At 61.8% G+C, this 19,958-nt stretch carries 9 protein-coding genes; 2 read left to right on the top strand and 7 right to left on the bottom strand.

Annotated features, from left to right (window positions below; genetic code table 11):
- Positions 1 to 15: 15 nt before the first annotated feature.
- From ACE3SE_RS12805 to ACE3SE_RS12790, 4 genes are all read right to left on the bottom strand, one after another.
- Positions 16 to 1,176, bottom strand: coding sequence for an HD-GYP domain-containing protein (locus tag ACE3SE_RS12805; RefSeq protein WP_374555782.1), 1,161 nt, complete (start codon positions 1,174 to 1,176; stop codon positions 16 to 18).
- Between the two features lie 126 nt (positions 1,177 to 1,302).
- Positions 1,303 to 2,436, bottom strand: coding sequence for an HD-GYP domain-containing protein (locus ACE3SE_RS12800; RefSeq protein WP_131359591.1), 1,134 nt, complete (start codon positions 2,434 to 2,436; stop codon positions 1,303 to 1,305).
- A gap of 86 nt (positions 2,437 to 2,522) precedes the next feature.
- Positions 2,523 to 6,464, bottom strand: coding sequence for an ATP-dependent RNA helicase HrpA (gene hrpA, locus ACE3SE_RS12795; RefSeq protein WP_374555780.1), 3,942 nt, complete (start codon positions 6,462 to 6,464; stop codon positions 2,523 to 2,525).
- Positions 6,465 to 6,576: 112 nt separating this feature from the next.
- A complete protein-coding gene (locus ACE3SE_RS12790; RefSeq protein ID WP_374555778.1) occupies positions 6,577 to 8,052 on the bottom strand; it encodes a methyl-accepting chemotaxis protein in 1,476 nt (491 codons plus the stop codon).
- Positions 8,053 to 8,365: 313 nt separating this feature from the next.
- Between ACE3SE_RS12790 and ACE3SE_RS12785 the strand changes: the two genes are divergently transcribed.
- The gene (locus ACE3SE_RS12785) at positions 8,366 to 10,057 is read left to right on the top strand and encodes a ShlB/FhaC/HecB family hemolysin secretion/activation protein (RefSeq protein WP_374555776.1); all 1,692 of its coding nucleotides are present in this window, start codon (positions 8,366 to 8,368) and stop codon (positions 10,055 to 10,057) included.
- 29 nt (positions 10,058 to 10,086) lie between these two features.
- Entirely contained in the window at positions 10,087 to 17,427 is a 7,341-nt protein-coding gene (locus tag ACE3SE_RS12780; protein ID WP_374555774.1) for a hemagglutinin repeat-containing protein, read from the top strand.
- A 71-nt stretch (positions 17,428 to 17,498) separates the two neighbouring features.
- Here ACE3SE_RS12780 and tnpC read toward each other — a convergent pair whose 3' ends face one another.
- From tnpC to tnpA, 3 genes are read right to left on the bottom strand one after another with little or no spacing between them, the layout of a single operon-like run.
- A complete protein-coding gene (tnpC, locus tag ACE3SE_RS12775) occupies positions 17,499 to 19,046 on the bottom strand; it encodes an IS66 family transposase (RefSeq protein WP_374555772.1) in 1,548 nt (515 codons plus the stop codon).
- Between the two features lie 49 nt (positions 19,047 to 19,095).
- Positions 19,096 to 19,440 carry an IS66 family insertion sequence element accessory protein TnpB gene (tnpB, locus tag ACE3SE_RS12770; protein ID WP_374555770.1) on the bottom strand — a complete coding sequence of 115 codons (345 nt, stop codon included), beginning with the start codon at positions 19,438 to 19,440 and terminating at the stop codon, positions 19,096 to 19,098.
- Positions 19,437 to 19,817, bottom strand: a complete 381-nt coding sequence (gene tnpA / locus ACE3SE_RS12765) for an IS66-like element accessory protein TnpA (protein WP_374555768.1) — start codon at positions 19,815 to 19,817, stop codon at positions 19,437 to 19,439. The genes tnpB and tnpA overlap by 4 nt, the downstream gene beginning before the upstream one ends.
- Positions 19,818 to 19,958 lie beyond the last annotated feature (141 nt).

Below are 19,958 nucleotides of genomic sequence, written 5' to 3'. Positions count from 1 at the left end.
TTTGCAGCTGAAAGTTCAGTTGGGCTGGGTACGCCACAACCGTGCCAGATGAGAAGGCCGCACGCCTGCCAGCGTGGCCGGGCAGGGTGCCACCACCTTGTGTGCCGGTTGGCTGGTGTCGCGGATCAGGGCGTCGATATATGCCGGGCCGTCACTGCGGCGAATGGCAGCCACCTGCGGTTCGCTGGCTTTTTCACGGCGCGCCAGCACCACACCGATTTCATCATTGGCCAGTTTGACAAAGCTGCCGGGCGGGTAGATGCCCAGTTCCTTGATCAGCAGGGTGGTGTAGGCCGGGTCGAATTCGTGGTCCTTGCGCTGGAAGATATGCCCCAGGGCGGCAGCGGGCACCATGCCGGCACGGTAGCTGCGCGGGGTGAGCTTGGCGCAGGTGATGTCGGCCATGTGCAGCATGTGTGCCAGCGATTCGATCTCGCCACGCCCCAGCCCGTAGGGGTAGCCATTGCCCAGCCAGGATTCATGGTGGGTCTGTACCAGCCAGTGCCATAGCTCATCGCTCACCCCGGCTTCACGCAGGATGGCGGAACTCATCAAGGGGTGGCTGGCGATGTCGTCCTCTTGCTGCGGGCTGAGCGCTTCCTGTTGATGGTAAAGCGCGTTTTGCAGCTCGCAGATGGACATGTTCATGGTGAGCGCGGCAGACAGCATGGAGGTGCGCTGCTCAGCGGACAAATCCGGAATGCGGCGGCTGAGCAAGGCCAGCAAGGCGGTGGTGTGCAAGGCATGCGCCGGGCCGTATTCATTAAATGGCACCAGCAGCAGGCTGGCAATCACGCCGTCCGGGTGTTGCTCGGTCAGCCGCACGATGTCGCGCACCACCAGCGATACCTTGCGCGGGAAGTCCTCCAGCTGCATGGCATAGCTCAGCAGGGTACGGGTACGCTGTTGCAGGAAGGCCATTTCATGCAGCACGCTTTCGCGCACCATCATGGTGTCCGGCTGTTCCGGCAGGTTGATGGCATCCAGACGGTTGCCGTCCACCGAATAGCCCATTTCCAGCAGCTTTTCGCGCTGGCGGTCGCTCAGTACAAAATGCCCCTTGCGCAGCAGCAGCAGGCCGTTCTTGGCATAGACATCCAGTGGTAGTTCCTTGCCCATGTGAATCTGGTCGGGCGCTACCTTGTCCTGTAATTGGATCTTGAAACGGGTGTTCATGCTGAGCGTGTCGTCGGCTGGGTTGGCAAGTGGCAACTGAACTTAAGGCCAGCTGCGATTATAGGCCGATGCGCCTGCCCTTGCATGGTTTTTACCTTGCCCCTTTTCCTTGTCGGTAAAGGGGTTTCAGTATTTCCACAGCCCGGCCAGAAAGGAAATGCGCACACCCGACATATGCGCCGGGCAAGGCGAGATGATCTTGTAGGCTGCGTGGCTGGTTTCGCGCAGCAATACCTCGGCATAGGCCGGGCCATCGGCCTTGCGCAGCGCGGCCACTTGCGGCTCGCTGGGCTTCTGCCGACGCGCCAGCACCACGCCGATTTCGTCGTTGGCCAGTCGGACAAAGCTGCCGGGCGGATAAATGCCCAGCTCGCGGATCAGCATGGTGGTAAAGGCGGCGTCAAAGTCCACATCCTTGCGCTGGAACAGCTGCCCCAGCGCGGTGGCCGGTAGCTGTGGCGGCCGGTAGCTGCGCGGCGCCAGCTTGGCGCAGGTGATGTCGGCCAGGTGCAGCAAATGGGCTGGCGGCAGGATTTGCTTGCGATCCAGCCCGAAGGGGTAGCCCTTGCCATGCCAGTTTTCGTGGTGGGTCTGGATGAGTGCATGCCATAAATCGTTCTCGATGCCGGCCTCACGCAGGATAGCCGAGCTGAGCAAGGGGTGCTCGTGAATGGCGGCATGCTGTTCTGCTGCCAGTGCGCCCTGGTGGCGGAACAGTTCGTTTTGCAGCTCCACCTGGGCAATATTCATGGTGAGTGCTGCGCACAGCAGGATTTCCCGATGATCGGCCGGCAGTTTCATCTGCCGGGTAATCAGTGCCAGCAGCGCGGTGGTATGCAGCGAGTGGGCCGCCGCATAATCCTGGAAGGGCAGTAACAGCATGGCGGCAATCAGCCCGTCCGGATGCCGTTCGCACAGTGTCATCACCGCCTGGGCGATGCTGCGCACCCGTCCTTCCAGTCCGGGACGGCCCAGCGCATGTTGCAACATGCTGCGTACGCGTTGCTGCAGGAAGGCAACTTCCTCGAACAGCAGCTGGTTCTTGTAGCCTTCTGCGTCGGTCTTGTCTGCCGGCTTGGGTTCTTCGGCGTGTTCGGCAAAGCCCAGCTTGATCAGCCGGTGCTTCATGTCCGGCGTCAGCACATAATGCCCGCGCTTGAGCAGCAGAATGCCGTTTTTGGCATAGACATCCATCGGCAATTCCTTGCCGATGGAAATCGCGCTGGACTTCAGTTTGTCAGACAAGGAGCGATCTGGCATGGCACACCGTTAGCGTTGAATGGCCAAATTATATAGATATACCAACATTTCCACCCATGCATATCGGGTGAAAATGTTGATAATCATCATTGTTTGGGTAAATCCTGCCATGCCTTTTGCAAGCGCTTCACCGAAACCGGATAAGGCGTTTTCAACTCCTGGGCAAACAGGCTGACGCGCAGTTCCTCCAGCTGCCAGCGGAAATCCAGCAAGGCGGCGGATGGTTCGCCGCGCTCGCGCTCATCTGCCAACCGGGCTTCCCACTTGTTCCACAGCTCGCGGATTTCTGCCGCCCTTTGGCCGTCGCGCTGCGGGTTGGCCGGCTGCTTGTCCATGCGCAGGCTCATGGCGCGCATGTAGCGGGTGAGGTGCGGCAGTTGTGCCCATGGCGTGGCCTGCAGGAAACCGGGGTAAACCAGACGGCTCAATTGCTGTTGTAGCTCATTGCCCAGGCGGTGTTTCTGCATTTTGGTATACAGCACCATGTATTCGCTGCCGATCTGGCTCAAATACTGCGTGACTGCCTGAATCACCGCCGGCAGTCGGGTACGGGCACGGGTTTTCTGCTCGTTGAAGGCTTTTTCGCTGCGCGGCAGCGCGTCTTCGCCAATAAAGGCACGGTCGCAGATGCAGGCAATGGCATCGGCCAGCAGTACATCCGCATTGGCCACATTGCGCAGGTTCAGGCCAATCTGGGTCATGCCGGACAGGCCCTTGCCCAGTTGCTTCATCTGCTCCTTCAATTGCAGTTGCAACAGGCGGATCACCCCGGCGCGGTGGTGGCGTTCGGCTTCGGGCTGGGTATCGAACAGGCGGATGGCCACCTTGTCCTGTTCCAGCGTCAGTGCCGGATAGCCGGTAAGCTGCTGGCGGCCACGGGCAAACTGGATGCTTTCCGGCAGATCGCCAAAGTCCCAGCTGCTGACATCATCCCGCTCAAAATCGGCACTGCTGTCGCGGAAGGTCAGCTGGGCGGCCTGGCCAAACTGTTTTTGCAGGGCCAGCAGGTCGCGGCCCAGGCCGATTTCCTGCTTGCCGTCGTCGATGATGCGGAAGTTGAACAGCAAGTGTTCCGGCAACTCCTGCTTGTTGAATTCGTCGATATCGACCTTGACGCCACCGGTTTCGCGCAGGATGAAGCGCGCCAGTTGCGGCGCAATCGGCAGCTGCTGGTCCGGATTGCTGCTGAGGAAGCGGGTGACAAAGTCCGGCACTGGCACACAACAGCGTCGCACCTGCTTGGGCAGGCCCTTGAGCAGCTGTTGCAGCTTGTCGCGGATCATGCCCGGCACCAGCCATTCAAACGGGGCGGGTTGCAGGCGGTTGAGAATGGCCAGCGGCACATCCATGGTGACGCCATCCAGCGGGTGCTTGGGTTCAAAGCGGTATTTCAGCCGCAGCTTGCCGTCTTCCAGTTCCAGCCATTCCGGGAACTGGTTTTCCGTCACATGCTGGGCGGCGTGGCGCATCAGCTCATCGCGGGTCAGGTGCAGCAGCTTGGGTTCGGTTTTTTCCGCTTCCTTGCGCCAGGCTTCAAAGCTGGCGGCATCCACTACCGTGGCCGGAATGCGTTCGTGATAGAAGGCATACAGCGCTTCTTCATCTACCAGCACGTCCTGACGACGCGCCTTGTGTTCCAGTTGCTCCACTTCGCGGATCAACTGCTGGTTGCGCTGGAAGAAAGGCGCATTGCTGACGTAATCCATATTCACCAGCGCACCGCGGATGAACAGCTCGCGGGCTTCTTCCGGCGCAATACGGCCATAGCTTACCGCCCGGCGCGGAATCAGCGTCAGGCCGTACAGGGTGACGCGTTCGCTGGCCACTACTTCGCCGCGGCTTTTTTCCCAGTGCGGTTCAAAGTAGTGGTACTTCACCAGATGGGGAGCCAGTTTTTCCACCCATTCCGGTTCGATCTTGGCCACGCAACGGGCGTACAGGCGGGTGGTTTCCACCAGCTCTGCCGCCACCAGCCACTTGGGCTTGCTCTTTTTCAGGCCGGAACCGGGGAAAACATGGAAGCTGACGCCGCGAGCGCCCTGGTAGTCGTCGCCTTCCAGATTCTTCATGCCGATATTGCCCACCAGGCCGGTCAGCAGCGCCTTGTGCAGGTTTTCATAGGCCACGGCGTCCAGTTGCTGGCGCTTTTTCTGCGACATCTGGGCATCGGGCTGCTCGGCATCGGCATGGGCTGCTTCGCGCTTGATCAGGCCCAGTTCGCTGGCAATCTCCGCCAGCTGGCTGTGCAGCTCGCGCCATTCGCGCAGGCGCAGATAGGACAGGAAGTGCTCGTGGCAGGTGTTCACCAGCAGGCGGTTGGACTTCTTGTGCTTGATGGCTTCGCTGAAGAAGTCCCACAGATGCAGATAGGACAGGAAGTCGGACTTTTCGTCATTGAAGCGGGCCTGGGCACGCTCGGCGGCTTCGCGGGCTTCGAAAGGGCGCTCGCGCGGGTCCTGGATGGATAGTGCCGAAGCGATGATCAGCACCTCGCGCATGCAGCCGAAGTCGCGGCCCGCCAGCAGCAGGCGGCCCACTTTCGGGTCCACCGGAATGCGCGCCAGCTCCTTGCCGATCGGGGTCAGTTCGTTGCTGTCGGTTACCGCGCCCAGCTCGGTCAGCACCTGGTAGCCGTCGGCAATCAGGCGGCTGCTGGGGGCTTCCAGAAAGGGGAAGGCATCCACCCGGCCCAGGTGCAGCGCGGCCATGCGCAGAATCACCGCCGCCAGGTTGGAGCGGACGATTTCCGGGTCGGTAAACGCCGGACGAGCGTTGAAGTCCTCTTCGCTGTACAGGCGCACGCAGATACCGGCTTCCACCCGGCCACACCGGCCTGCCCGCTGGCGCGCGGCGGCCTGGGAAATCTTCTCCACCTGCAGCTGTTCCACTTTGGCGCGCGGGCTGTAGCGGTTGATGCGCGCAAGGCCGGTATCGATCACATACTTGATGCCCGGCACGGTAAGCGAGGTTTCCGCCACATTGGTGGCCAGCACGATACGCCGTCCGCCGGATGGCTTGAAGATCTTCTGTTGGTCTTCGTTGGACAGGCGGGCGAACAAGGGCAGGATTTCATAACCGCGAATGCCGGACTTGCGCAGTTTTTCCGCCGTTTCGCGGATTTCGCGCTCACCGGGCAAAAACACCAACATGTCGCCAGCACCCTGGCGCGACAGCTCGTCAGCGGCGTCGACAATGGCGTCTTCCATTTCCATCTCGCGCTCGTCTTCGTCGCGCTGCTTGAGCGGGCGATAACGCACTTCCACCGGGAAGGTGCGGCCGGAGACTTCAATCACCGGTGCGCCATCAAAATGGCGGGCAAAACGGTCGGCGTCGATGGTGGCCGAGGTGATGATGATTTTCAGGTCCGGGCGGCGCGGCAGCAGCTGCTTGAGAAAACCCAGCAAAAAGTCGATGTTGAGGCTGCGTTCGTGCGCCTCGTCGATGATGATGGTGTCGTAGACTTCCAGATAGCGGTCGGTCTGGGTTTCCGCCAGCATGATGCCGTCGGTCATCAGCTTGATGACGGATTTCTCCGACAGCTTGTCGGTAAAGCGCACCTTGAAACCGACATGCTCGCCCAGTTGCGAGCCCAGCTCCTGCGCAATGCGGGTGGCCACCGAGCGTGCGGCCAGACGGCGCGGCTGGGTGTGGCCGATCAGCCCGTACACGCCACGGCCCAGCTCCAGGCAGATTTTGGGAATCTGCGTGGTTTTGCCCGAGCCGGTTTCGCCGCAGATGATCACCACCTGATGTCCGGCAATGGCGGCCTTGATGTCGTCCAGCTTCTGGTTGACCGGCAGGGCAGGGTCAAACTGCGGGCGCGGCATGTGCTGACGGCGGGCATCGGCGCGGGCAGTGGAGCGTTCCAGCTGGGCACGGACATCATCCAGCAGCTTGTCGGCCGGCTGGTTTTTTTTCAACCGTTCAGCCACATCATTCAGCTTGCGTCGCAGGCCGTGGCGGTCGCGCAGCAGGCAATGGGCAAGGCGGGATTTCAGTTGGGACAGTTGCTGGGCTGGGGTGGTCATCGGGCAAAGAGCACTGGTTTACACAAGCCGGGCAGTATAGCAGAGGGGGGAGGGGGACAAAATGCAAAAGACCGCCAGTTGGCGGTCTAGGCATGATGAGGCCTTGTGGCGACTAGCCGGCGTGCTGGGCCTGCGAGCTGCGACCCAGATCATCCAGCAACTGGTCCAGCCGCTTGATGGCATCGGCAATGGAGCGGGTTTCGGTGGACAGCGAGCGAGTGGATTCGCCCACCGCGGTAATGTCACCGGCAAACTGGGCAAAGCCCTGGTTCTGGCTGCTTTCCGCCCGGGATACTTCCTCCAGCAGGCTGGCCAGCTGGCGGGTTTCCTGAATGATGCCTTGCAGATTCTGCTGCGCCTCCTGCGCATTGCTGCGCCCGGCCTGCATCTGGCTGTTACCGTCACGCATGGCGATGATGGCCTGATTGGTGCCATCCACAATCAGCTTGATCTTGGTTTCGATATCCAGCGTGGCGTTCTGCGTGCGCTCGGCCAGCTTGCGCACCTCGTCTGCCACCACGGCAAAGCCGCGCCCCATTTCACCCGCGCGGGCAGCTTCGATGGCGGCATTGAGCGCCAGCAGGTTGGTCTGGTCGGCAATGTCACGAATCAACTGCACGATGCCGTTGACCTCGGTACTGCGCTGGCCCAGGTCTTCCAGCTTGCTGGCGGCATGGGAGATGACTTCCCCGGCGCGGCCCAGCTGCAATACCGCCTGGTCCATCACCTGGCCGCCGCTGCTGGCCGCCTGGCCTGCGGTTTGCGCCAGCCGGGTGGCGCTGTCGGACTGGGCAGCGTTCTGGCTGGTGACGACCGCCATCTGCTGTGCCACCACCATCATGTCTTCCGCACGGCTGCGCTGCTCGGCCATGGTTTGTGCCATCAGCCCGGTGCTGTCGGCAATGTCGCGGCTGGCGCTGGAGGCAGCGCGAATGGAGCGCGCCACCTGTTCCATCATCTCGCGCATGGCGCGGCTGGCCTGCTCGGACTCGGCGCGTGCCTGTTCCAGCTTCTCCAGGCTTTTTACCTTGGCCTTGTCAAAGGCCATGGCCAGTGACAACACCACGATGGTGAGGCCGATCAGCGACTTGGCTTGCAGTTTGGGAATTTCGGCATGGTCGATCGGCACCGGCGGTAGCGCACCGGGGTCGGACGACAGCAAAAAGAACAGACCGATAGCCAGAATGGTCAGCACCATCCACACCATGCCGGAGCGGCGGGTGGACACGAAAATGGCGGTAAACGGAATGGAAGCAAACCACACCACGCTGGTGGACATGATGCCGCCGTTGACATACACCATCCAGCACACCATCACGAACATACAGCTGGTAATCAGCTCGGCACAAAAGCGCAGTGCGCCGGTGAGTTTCAGCAAGAGTGGCGCCAGCAACAAACCCAGCCCGCCCAGTGCAATGCCGGTGCCCATGGCCGGGTGATTCAGCATGAAATACTCGATGGAAAACAGCGGGGCAATGCAACCGGCCAGCAGGCCGACGCCCACCGTCGTGCGTGCGCCAATGGCCTGGGCGGGGGATTGGCGGATGGTTTCCGGTATGAACCAGTCGGTAACGGACTTGGCAGTCATGTGGTGAGTCTCCCTCGTTGCGTCTTGATTTGTAAGTATTGTTTTGGTTTTTACGCCCTATTTCAGGCGACTGGCTAATGTAAAACAACTGTTTGAAATCGGCAATCACGCTATTTGCTGAGCACGTGTCAGCGGGGTGCTCAGTCAGTGAGGGCTGTGTATTTCTTGCCCTGCCGCGGACAGACCGTCGGCGTGTGCTGAACCGGTCAGGCCAAAACCAGCCAGTATTACCGGCAGGTGCCGAAAAGTATGCTGGCCATTTGGGAATGCGCTGATAGGCCAAGCAGCATGGCATTTGGACAATCGGCAAACCATGACAATGTCCCGATTGCCGCTGTTTGGCTGCCATTTGATTCCCAATTTCCGGTTTGTACCGCTTAGCCTGGCAGGTGTACTGCCATTGCTTGCCGGTTTGTGGCCGGTATATTCCTGCGCGCAAGTGCCTTCGCCGGTTACCGGACTTGCTGCCGCTGCAGACAACAGCCTGCCTGCGGTCACGCCCTTGCCACCCGCAGAACAGCCATGTTTCCCGATACGGAAGTTGTTGCTGCAAGGCGAGTTATCCGCACGCTTTCAGTGGCTATTGCATGCTGCCGCCCAGCCGGACAGCGCCATTGGCCGCTGCCTTGGCAGCCAGGGCGTCAGCCAATTGCAACGGCGCATGCAAAACGCGCTGCTGGCACAAGGTTTTGTCACTTCCCGCGTGCTGGTCAGCCCGCAAAACCTGAGCACCGGACAGCTGGTGTTCACCTTGCTGCCCGGTTTTATTCACCAGATCAAACCTGCTGCCGACAACAGCACTGCAATGCGTACGCTAAATGCCCTGCCAACCGGGCCGGGTGAGGTACTCAATCTGCGTGACATCGAACAAGGGCTGGAAAACCTGCAACGCCTGCCTTCGGTGCAGGCAGACTTCCAAATTGCCCCGGCCAGCGCCGCCGATGCACCGCCCAACAGCAGCGACGTGCTGGTGCAATGGCGGCAACACAGGCCATACCGCTTGTCATTGCAGCTGGATGATGGCGGCAGCAAGGCCACCGGGGTGCTGCAAGGGAGTGCCACGCTGGCGGTGGACCATCTGCTGACGCTCAATGACATGCTCAGCCTGTCGCGCAGCCAGGCGCTGGGTGGTGGTCAGGATGGCGAGAGGGGCTCTGAAAACAACACCGTCAGCTACAACCTGCCGCTGGGGTATTGGCTGCTCGGTCTGACACTGAATGATGGCCGTTATCGCCAGTCGGTGGCTGGTGCTTATGAAAGCTATCTGTATCACGGTAAAAGCGAGAACGCCTCGCTCAAGCTGTCGCGCCTGCTGCTGCGTGATGCCGACAGCAAAACCGGCGTGAACCTGCAGTTGTGGCAACGCAAAACCAGCAGCTTCATCAACGATGCCGAAATCGACGTGCAGCGTCGTCGCATGGCGGGCTGGGAGCTGGGCGTAACTCACGAAACCCGCCTGGGTGAGGGCGCATTCAGCGCCAGCCTGAATTACCTGCGTGCTACCGGTGCCCGTCGCGCGCAGCGCGCGCCGGAGGAGGCCTTCAACGAGGGCAGTTCCCGCTTGCAGCTATGGCAGGCAGAGGCACAGCTGGTATTGCCGTTTCGCGCCCTGGGCCAGGCCTTGCAGTTCAGCTCGGCCTGGCGCGGCCAATACAACCAGACTCCATTGATTCCGCTGGACCGCTTTTCTATCGGCAGCCGCAGCACCGTGCGCGGCTTCAACGGCGACAACCAGCTCAGTGCCGATCGCGGCTGGCTGGTACGCAATGAGCTGGGCTGGCAATTCAAAGGACGTGAAATCTATCTGGCTTACGACCATGGCGAAGTCGGTGGCCAATCGGCGGCCTTGCTGCCGGGTCGTCGGCTGAGCGGCATTGCCCTTGGCAGCCGTGGCCACTTGCTTGGCTTCGACTACGAAGTGTTCATCAGCAAGCCCATGCACTACCCCACCCATTTTCGCACCCCCGGCAGCACCGGGGGCTTCTCCGTTGCCTACCGTTTTTGACGCTGCGCCTTGCCACCGGAGACTGGCCCATGAATCGACAATGTTATCGTCTGGTTTTTAACACCTTGCGCAATCTGTTGATGCCTGTCGCCGAGCTGACCGGCAGCTACCAGCGCTCAGCCAGTACCCGTCCGGGAGCGGGGCAGGCATGGCCATGTTGCTGGGCATGGCGACCGCTCGCACTGGCCTTGTTGTTGCTCAGCCTGCCCGGTGCTGCACTGGCGCAGATTCTGGCCGACCCTGCCGCACCTGCCGGGCAACGCCCCACCATTCTCAATACCGCCAGCGGTGCGGTACAAATCAATATCCAGACCCCGACCGCCGGTGGGGTGTCGATGAACCAGTATCGCCAGTTCGACACCACCACACCGGTCACCATCTTCAATAACGGCCGCAGCGCCAGCCAGACCCAAAGCGCCGGCTGGGTGGCAGGCAACCCATGGCTGGCCGGTGGCAGTGCCAGAGTCATTGTCAACCAGGTCAACAGCGCCAACACGTCACGCCTGAGCGGCACCATGGAAATAGCCGGTGCACGGGCAGACCTGATCATCGCCAATCCCTCCGGCCTGCGCATAGATGGCGTCACTGTGCTCAATGCCAACCGCAGCACCTTTGCCGCTGCCACGCCGCAGCTTGCTGGCGGGGTAGTGCAAGGTTTCCAGACAGGCAACGGCATATTGCAGATTAACGGCGCAGGGCTGAACGATAGCGGCAGCGACTACACCACCATCCTGGCCCGAGCGGTACAACTGAATGCCGGGCTGTGGGCGCAGCAACTGCAACTGAGCACCGGGCAGAACCAGCTGGATGCCACGGGCAAACTTATCACCACCACCACCCCGGTTGCGGGGGCTGACGGTGCTGCCCCGGCCTACAGCCTGGACGTGGCGGCAATCGGTGGTATGTACGCCGGCAAAATCACCCTGCTGGCTACCGAACACGGCCTGGGCGCACGCAATGCCGGTGAGTTGGTGGCAAGTCAGGGCGATTTGCAGCTGCAAGCGGATGGCCGCCTGATCAACACCGGCCGCATGCTGGCACAGCAGGGTGGCAGCCTGCATGTGCAAAGCCAGGGGCTGGATAATGACGGCACCTTGTCGGCCAGCCGCAACCTGCACATTGCCAACGGGCCACTCAGCAACAGCGGGCTGATCAATGCCGGGCGCGAACTGGTGCTGAATACCAGCGACATCCGTAACAACAGCAGCGGCAGCATCAGCGGCCAGCGCGTGCAGATAGATGCAGACAGCCTGGACAACGCGGGCCAACTCAGCCAGACCGGCCAGCAGGGCTTGCTGTTGCAGGCCAATGCCTTGCACAGCAGCGGGGCGGTAGGCCTGCCGCCCAAAGCCAGCACTGCGCCTGAGCTACCATCCACACCGGATGACGGCGCGGCCACGCCGCCAGCCACAGGCAGCACGAACGCACCGGGCGGGGATGCCCCGGTTTACAGCCAGCCCACCCCTGCCGAGGTGCTAGCCGACGGCACCATCCGCGTGGCAGGCCTGCTGGATAACAGCGGCAGCCTGCTGGCCAATGGCGGCATCGACCTGAGCCTGCAACAAGGCTTGCAGAATCACGGCAGCATGCAGCTGCGCACACTGCAACTGTTCGGACCCATGCTGGATAACCGGCAAGGCCGGCTGTATGTCGACCAGGCGCATATCGACACCGGAGCCATCCACAATCAGGGCGGCACCCTGGTGGCCAGGCAGGACATCACCCTGCGCACCCCCACTCTGAATAACCAGCAGGGCAAGCTTGCCGCCGCGGGCGGACTCAGCCTGATGACCGGGCAACTGGACAACCGCGCTGGCTGGCTGGAAGCCGCCGGGCTGTTGTTCAATGGCGGCGACATCGACAACCGCCAGGGCGGCATCTTTGCCCGCGACATCAGCGCCAGCAGCGGTACGGTGGACAACCGTGGCGGCCTGCTGGCCGCCAGCCAAAGCCTGCAACTGGATACGGGTGGACAAACCCTGTGGAATGCCGACAGTGGCGATACGCTGGGCGTACTCTCCGGCGGCAGGCTGGCCTTGAAAACCGGCGACTTGTTCAACCTGCGAGACGGGCGCATTCAGGCGTCCACACTGGACATCAACAGCAGCACCCTGCGCAATCAGGCCGGCCTGATCATGGGTGATACCGTCACCCTGCAGGGCGATGCGCTGGACAACCAGGCCGGGCTGATTGCCGCCAAAACCAGCCTGTCGCTTGTTGCCGCGCAATCCCTGCACAACCAGGGGGAATTACACAGCCTGGGTGATGCCGCAGTGCAAGCGGACACCCTGCAACAGCAGGGCGGGCTGACCACGGCCAGTCGCAATCTGGCCGTCCAGGCCAGGCAGCTGGGCAGCACCGGCCAGTTTGTTGCCGGGCAAGACCTCACCCTCAACACCCGGCAAGACCTTACCGTACAGGCCGCTATCCAGGCGGGCAGAAACCTTGTACTCAGCACGACGGGCAAGCTGGATAACCAGTCCAGCCTGCGCGCCGGAGGCAGCGCCAGCATACAGGCAGACAGCATCAGCAATGCCAGCCAGGCCGACATCACCGCCAGCACGCTGAACCTGCAAGCCACCACCAGCCTGGACAATCAGGGCCTGATAGACGCCGGGGATGCCAGCCTTCTCGCCGGACAAGCCATCAGCAATCGCGGCAGCGGGCGTATTTATGCCGACCGGCTGTTACTGGCCGCACCGCAGCTGGACAACACCCCACTGGCAGGGCAAGCACCGGTGATTGCCGCCCGGCAACAACTGGGCATCGCGACCGATCAACTGCTTAATGGCGAAAACGCCCAGCTCATCAGCCTGGGCGACATGGTGATAGGCGGCGGCTTTGACGATAGCGGCCAGATCAATCGCCCGGCCAGCCTGGTGGACAACCAGTCGGCCAGCATCGAGGCTGGTGGCAATATGCAGATCAGCGCCGACACCGTACGCAACCAGCGGCTGCGGGTGGGCATGAGCCAGCAAAGCAGCATTGACGAAACCGTCACCATGAACCTTGCCTCCTGGCAAAGGAATGGTGGAAATGGCGGCGACCTGCGTAACTCCGCCAATTACCGTGCCTCGCAGATTTATTTTGTTGACCCGGCCGACATCATCAGCAACGAGCAGATCATCACCCCGGATGGCAAGGTACTGGGCCGCGCCGTGGTCAAACTCGGCCCGCAAACCAGTACCTTCTTCTTTGCCAATGGTCGTGGCTGGGGCATGACCGGCGAGCGCTGGCGCATCAATATCGACCAGCCGCAAACCCAAACCATCTACTACACACTGCGTCAGGACAGCATGGTCAACCCGGACCAAAGCCCGGACGGGCTCGACCCCTTCCTGCTGCTGCACGGGCCGGGTGGCACCGGTGGTGCGCCTTACTTCTCTTACCAGACCGACGCCGTCCGTTATGACGCGCAATATGGCAGTTGCAGCAGTAATTGCGTACTGCTGATCACCCCGTATCAATTGACCGACCCTGTTCACACCATCATCAATCGCAGCCAGCACCCGGCTTCAGAGTCAGGTAATGAACGCTACCGCACCGCCCACCACACCGCGCTGGACGACGTGCTAACAGTCGACGCAGGTGCAGCCCCCACCATCCGCGCTGGCGGCAATATGCTGTTGCAGCCGGGCCAGCTACTGGACAATCAGTACGGCCAGATCAGTGCCGCAGACCAACTGCAAATAGACGGTGGGACAGCTAGCCAGATCATCAATACCGCTGCCACGCTATATCGCAATCATCATTTTGATGTCACCAGCCACACTTATGCAGGCGGCAGCTTCGCCAACCCCCAGCCCGATATCCGCGAAACCATAGGCAGCGTCGATGCCAGCATCCAGGGCAAGACCAGCCTGATCATCAACGCCGACACCGTCGCCAATCTGGATCAGGGCCGCCCAGGCCCCAGCCCGATTGCACCGCCCGTTCCCGGCAGCGAAGTTGCCCGGCTCAGCCAAACCAGCAATGGCACGGTACAGCTGGAACCCGGCAGCAATGGCATCCCCGGCAGCGTGCTGACCCAGCCGCCCACCATCCAGTTGCCCCGCAGCAGCCTGTACCGCCTGCTGCCCGACGGACCGGCACCATTGCTGGAAACCGACCCCGCGCTAACCAATCGCCAGGCCTGGCTGGGCAGTGATTACCTGCTGGCCGGGCTGTCGCCCGACCCCAATACCGCCCTCAAACGCCTGGGTGATGGTTACGTCGAACAACAACTCATCAACCAGCAAGTCAGCCGCCTCACCGGCCAAAGCCTGCTGGCAGGCTATAGCGACGGTCAGGCCCAGTTCCGTGCGCTGATGGACAACGGTAAAACCTTTGCCGCCAGCCACCAGCTGGTGCCCGGCGTGGCACTCACTGCCGCGCAAATGGCCCAGCTCACCAGCGACATCGTCTGGCTGGTCAGTCAAACCGTCACCCTGCCGGATGGCCGCAGCCAGCAAGTGCTGGTGCCACAGGTATACGTCAAACTGCAGCAAAGCGACCTGGCCCCCAGCGGTGCCATCCTGGCGGCAGACCGGCTGCAACTGCAACTGAAGGGCGACCTTACCAACCAGGGCAGCATGGCCGGGCGACAACTGCTCAGCATCAACGCCGACACCATCAACAATTTGGCCGGACGTCTGCAAGGCGGCGATCTCGCCATCCACGCCAACACCGACCTCAACAACCAGGGCGGACGCATCCAGGCCGACCACAGCCTCAGCCTGAGTGCCGGGCGCGACCTCACCAGCGCCAGCACCACCTATAGCCAACAACACGGCAGCGGTGGCAACACCCTGCAACAAACCGCACTCGACCGCATGGCCGGGCTGTACCTGGGGCAGGGCACAGGCCCCATGTTGCTGGCCGCAGGCCGCAACCTCGACCTCAGCGGCAGCCAGTTGAGCAACCAATCCAGCGGCAGCACCGTGCTGTCCGCCGGACAAGACCTCACACTCGGCACCACCGACACCACCCAGCAACGTCGCATCACCTGGAATGCCAACAACTGGTCCGCCCAGGCCAGTACCGACCAAACCGGCAGCCGCCTATCCACCCAGGGCGACCTCACCCTGCAGGCCGGGCGCAACCTTGCCGCCACTGCCGCCACCCTCGACAGCGCCCAAGGCCAGGTCCAGCTGCAAGCCGGACAAGACCTCACCCTCGCCAGCGGCCAGCAAACCCAGCAACTGGAATGGCAAAGCCACAGCAGCAAGAAAGGATGGCTCAGTCGTAGCAGCAGCGACGACAGCTACCAGGGCGCACAAAGCTGGGCCAAGGGCAGCCAAATCAATGCGGGCAATGGTTTGACACTGCAAGCCGGACAGGATCTCAATCTACAAGGCAGCCTGTTGACGTCCGCGCAAGGGCAGGCCAACTTGATAGCCGGGCGTGACATCAACATGGAAGCCGGCCAGAACACCGACCGCTATCAGCAACAATCCAGCAGCAGCGACAGCAAGCTGTTCCGCAGCAGTCAGCGTGCAGACCAAAGCAGCGTGGCACGCACCACCCTTAACCCCAGCGAACTGGCTGCCCAGCAAATCAACATCCAGGCCGGGCGCGATCTGAACCTGTCTGCCAGTAATCTGCAAGCCGAGCAAGGCCTCACCGCCAGTGCCCAGCGCGACCTCAACCTCACCACGCAAACCACGCGCGAAACCCGCAGTGCAGCCCACCAGGAAAACAGCCGCGGCTTCAGTTTCAGCTTGCTAAGCGGGCTGCAATATGGTGGCAACCGCGGGCAAGATCTGGGTAACTTTACCGCCACCCAACAAACCGGCAGCACCCTGAGCGGCCAGAACGTTCAACTCAGTGCCGGGCACGATGCCACCCTGCAAGCCGCCACCGTCCTTGCCGACCAGAACCTGCAAGTGCAGGCAGGCCGCAACGTCAACATCCTGGCCGCCACCAATACCCTGGAAACTACCCACCAGGCCAGCGCCAGCAGCTGGTCTGTGGGACTGGTTCCCGGTGCGGCCCCACGCCAAACCATGTTTGGTACCACCTCCAGCAAAGAAAACGGCACCCAGCCCAGCACCACCCAAAGCACCAGCCTGCTCAGCGCCAACAGCGGCAACCTCACCGTGCTGGCTGGCGCTGACAACCAATACACCGGCACTGGCCAAGGCAATCTGCTCAGCCAGGGAGCCAACCTGCAAGCCAAGCAAACCGCCACCCTGCAAGGCAATGCCGTCACTCTGGATGCCATCACCAACCAGGACAACAACCAATACCATCAGGAAACCAAGAGCTTCACCATCGGCAGCCAGTTGTCTGGCACTGTAGGTAGCGTCATCACCAGTGTTTACGACGCTGCCCAGGCCGCGCGCAATACCTCCAACGACCGTCTGCAAGGCGCACTAGCCCTCAAGGCGGGCTACGATGCTTACAAGCTGATGAATGGTGGTGCTGCCAAAGCACTGCAAGATCAAGCCGCCGCCAATATCAAAGACAGCGCTAACAATGCCAGTCGTGGCAATGCATCGGCTTTCGGTGTCAGTACCACGGTCGGTAGCAACAGCAGCAGCCAGGACAGCAGCAGTAGCACCACCACCCAGCGCGGCACCATCGTCCAGGCCGACACCCTCAACATCACCGCCAGCGATGGTAACCTCAGCGCTACCGGGGCCAAGCTGCAAGCCACCGACATCAACCTGTCCGCCAGCAAGGACATCCTGCTGCAAGCAGCCACCAACACCGCCGAAGTTCACAACAAGAACGAATCCAGTAATGCCAGCGTGGGGGCCACCGTCGGTTTCGGCCAGCAAAACGGTATTAGCTTCCAGCTGGGCGTCGGCCAAAGCCAGGGCGTGGCCAATGGTAGTGAAACCACCTACGACAACACGCTGGTCACCGCCAGCAATCAGCTGAACCTGCACAGCGGCAATGACACTACCCTGTTTGGCGCACAGCTGGCCGGCAAAACAGTCAATGCCGACGTCGGCGGCAAACTGGCCATCACCACCCTGCAAGACCAAAGCCAGTACGAAAGCCATCAGTCCTCCAGCGGCTTCGACATCAGCGTCTGCGTGCCACCCATCTGCTACGGCCAGTTCGTCAGCGGCAGCGCCAACCTGGCGGCACAGGACATCAACCACGACTACCAGAGCGCCACAGGCCAAAGCGGCATTGCCGCCGGCAGCGGCGGCTTCAATCTCAATGTCGCCGGCAATACCAGCCTCACCGGCGCGGCCATCACCAGCCAGGCCAGCGCTGAACACAACACGCTGACCACCGGCAGCCTCAGCTACCAGGACCTGGACAACCACCAGCGCACCGATGCCAGCGCCACCAGCATTGGCATCAGCGCAGGCAATGGCAGTACGCTGCTGAGCAATGTCATGAGCAATCTGGCTGCCAATGCACTGGGTAAGTAACGGCCCGGTCAGCACCGTCTTTCCGGGCTAGATGAACTGTGTTGGGAGAGGATTTACCGCGAAGGCAATGGCTAGCTAGCAGGGGCGTCCAGCTTGAGGTTCCAGGGCAACAGATCGGCTACCTGGTTCACTGGGTAATCGGCAATGACACCCAGTACATGGCGTAGATACGCCTCTGGGTCGAGACCGTTCAGCTTGGCACTGCCAATCAGGCTGTAGATCGCGGCGGCACGTTCTCCTCCGGCATCCGAGCCCAGAAACAGGAAGTTCTTCCGGCCCAAGGCCACTCCACGCAAGGCGCGCTCGGCAGCATTGTTGTCGATCTCGATCCGCCCATCTTCCGTGTACCGTACCAACGCTTCCCACCGATTCAGCGCGTACTGGATCGCCGCCGTCGTCTCTGATTTGCGGGAGAGCTTGCCCAACTGATCGTTTAGCCAGCGATGGAATTCCAGCAGCCGGGGGCGGCTGCGAGCCTGGCGGACTGCCCGCCGTTCTGCCGGCGGGCTACCTCGGATGGCCGCTTCGATCGCATACAGCGCGGCGATCTGTTCCAAGGCCGTTTGCGTCACGACCGAAGGGCGGGCAACGTGCAAATCATAGAATTTGCCCCGGACATGCGCCCAGCACGCGGCCTCCCGAATCCGGCCGGTTTCGTACAGCTGACCAAAGCCGGCGTAGCCGTCGGCCTGCAAGATGCCGGTGAAGTCTTTCAGATGCGTCTGCGGGTGCTCGCCTTTGCGATCCGGCGAGTAACTGAACCAGACCGCGGGGGGCGTCTCATCCGCGGCAGGGCGATCATCGCGGACATAGGTCCACAACCGGCCGCTCTTGGTGTGGCCTTTACCGGGCGCCAGCACCGGGACCGGGGTGTCGTCGGCATGCAGTTTATCGGCACTCAGCACATGCTGACGCAGCGCGTCGACCAGGGGGCGCAACAGCCGGCTGCTTCCCCCGACCCAATCGGCCAGCGTGCTATCGTCCAGTTCCACCCCTTCCCGGGCGTAGATCTGGCTCTGCCGATACAGCGGAAGGTGGTCGCAGAACTTCGCAACCAGCACATGCGCCAGCAGACCCGGGCCGGCAAAGCTGCGCGCCAGCGGGCGGCTCGGCGCCGGGGCTTGTACCATGCGGTCACAGCAGGAACAGGTGTATTTCGGGCGCACATGGCGGATGACGCGGAAGCGGGCCGGGACATACTCCAGTACTTCCGATACGTCTTCGCCCAGCTGGCGCCAGACCCCACCGCAGTCCGGGCAGGCCGGCTCGGCCGGTTGATGGGTCTGGGTGTCGCGTGGCAGATGATCCGGCAACGGCCGGCGAACCGGATGTCGGCGTGCCGGTGCTTCGGTACCGGAGGGCGCAACGGGGGCTTGCTCCGCTTCGGCCGTTTGCAGTTCCTCCAACTCTAACTGCAGTTGCTCGATCTGACGCCCGAGCTTCTCGGAGTGGCGACCAAACAGCATACGCTGCAGCGTGGCGATCAACAGCTTGAGGCGTTCGATCTCGTGGGTGCAGCTGGCCACCGTGGCTTCCAGTTTCTGAACCGTCTCCGTCATGGACCACACCAACGCCTTGAGGGCGTCGATATCGTTGGGGAGAGAGGTAGCGGTCAGCATGCTGTCATTGTACGCAGGCTGACCGAGGGGGAACATAGGGGGATGAAACTCAAACGCTGGTGGGGGTCCAGGTGCGCTGGGGACGGCGCCAGTCGATGCCTTCCAGCAGCATCGACAGCTGGGCGGTGGTCAGCGACACGCTGCCGCTGTCGGCACTGGGCCAGACGAAGCGGCCCTGTTCCAAGCGCTTCGCTAGCAGGCACAGGCCATCGCCGCTCCACCACAACACTTTGATGCGGTCGCCGCGTCGGCCACGAAAGACGAACACATGACCGGAGAACGGATCCAGTTCGAGTGTGCTCTGGACGATGGCCGCCAGGCCGTCAAAGCCACGGCGCATGTCGGTGACTCCGGCCGCAAGCCAGACCCTGGTTCCGGCCGGCAAGCCGATCATGCGGTCAGTACCTGCAACACTAGGCGCAGCGTCTCCGGATCGGGGCATCCGTGTATGCTGAGACGGCCTTTGGCCAGGGTCAGCTCCAGGCGGCTAGCGGTCTGAGCTGTTGGTGAGGTCGAAGCGGGTGCCGCCGTGGCATCGATGATATCGACCGGCAACAGGCGTGGAGACGGACTGACTGGCCCGAGCTGTCCCTTGCGATATTGATAGCGCCAATTAAATAGCTGATTGGCGTTGAGTCCATGTTCGCGAGCGAGTCGAGCAATCGAAGCCCCTGGAGCAAAGCTCGCCAGGACAAGACGCTGCTTGAACTCCAACGAGTATCGTGTGCGACGGGAGGGAGCCGGTTCAGCGGTAGGGGAGATCTCGTTCAAGATTAAGTGTCCATCTATTCAATAAGTGGACATTTATTCTCGTCATTCCTCGTGAGAACTCCAGACGGTGCTGACCGGATGCTTACTGACGACAGCTGGTTCGAGGCAGTCTGAAACATTGCCAGCCCAGAACCCCAGACA

This window comes from Aquitalea pelogenes, assembly GCF_041914625.1.
Taxonomy (GTDB): domain Bacteria; phylum Pseudomonadota; class Gammaproteobacteria; order Burkholderiales; family Chromobacteriaceae; genus Aquitalea; species Aquitalea pelogenes.
Note: the sequence above shows the minus strand (reverse complement) of the source record. Positions and strands in the feature narration are given on the sequence as shown.

Coding starts and splice junctions, on each gene's coding strand:
- ACE3SE_RS12805 (WP_374555782.1), bottom strand. CDS start 1,176: ATGAACACCCGTTTCAAGATCCAATTACAGGACAAGGTAGCGCCCGAC.
- ACE3SE_RS12800 (WP_131359591.1), bottom strand. CDS start 2,436: ATGCCAGATCGCTCCTTGTCTGACAAACTGAAGTCCAGCGCGATTTCC.
- hrpA (WP_374555780.1), bottom strand. CDS start 6,464: ATGACCACCCCAGCCCAGCAACTGTCCCAACTGAAATCCCGCCTTGCC.
- ACE3SE_RS12790 (WP_374555778.1), bottom strand. CDS start 8,052: ATGACTGCCAAGTCCGTTACCGACTGGTTCATACCGGAAACCATCCGC.
- ACE3SE_RS12785 (WP_374555776.1), top strand. CDS start 8,366: ATGACAATGTCCCGATTGCCGCTGTTTGGCTGCCATTTGATTCCCAAT.
- ACE3SE_RS12780 (WP_374555774.1), top strand. CDS start 10,087: ATGAATCGACAATGTTATCGTCTGGTTTTTAACACCTTGCGCAATCTG.
- tnpC (WP_374555772.1), bottom strand. CDS start 19,046: ATGCTGACCGCTACCTCTCTCCCCAACGATATCGACGCCCTCAAGGCG.
- tnpB (WP_374555770.1), bottom strand. CDS start 19,440: ATGATCGGCTTGCCGGCCGGAACCAGGGTCTGGCTTGCGGCCGGAGTC.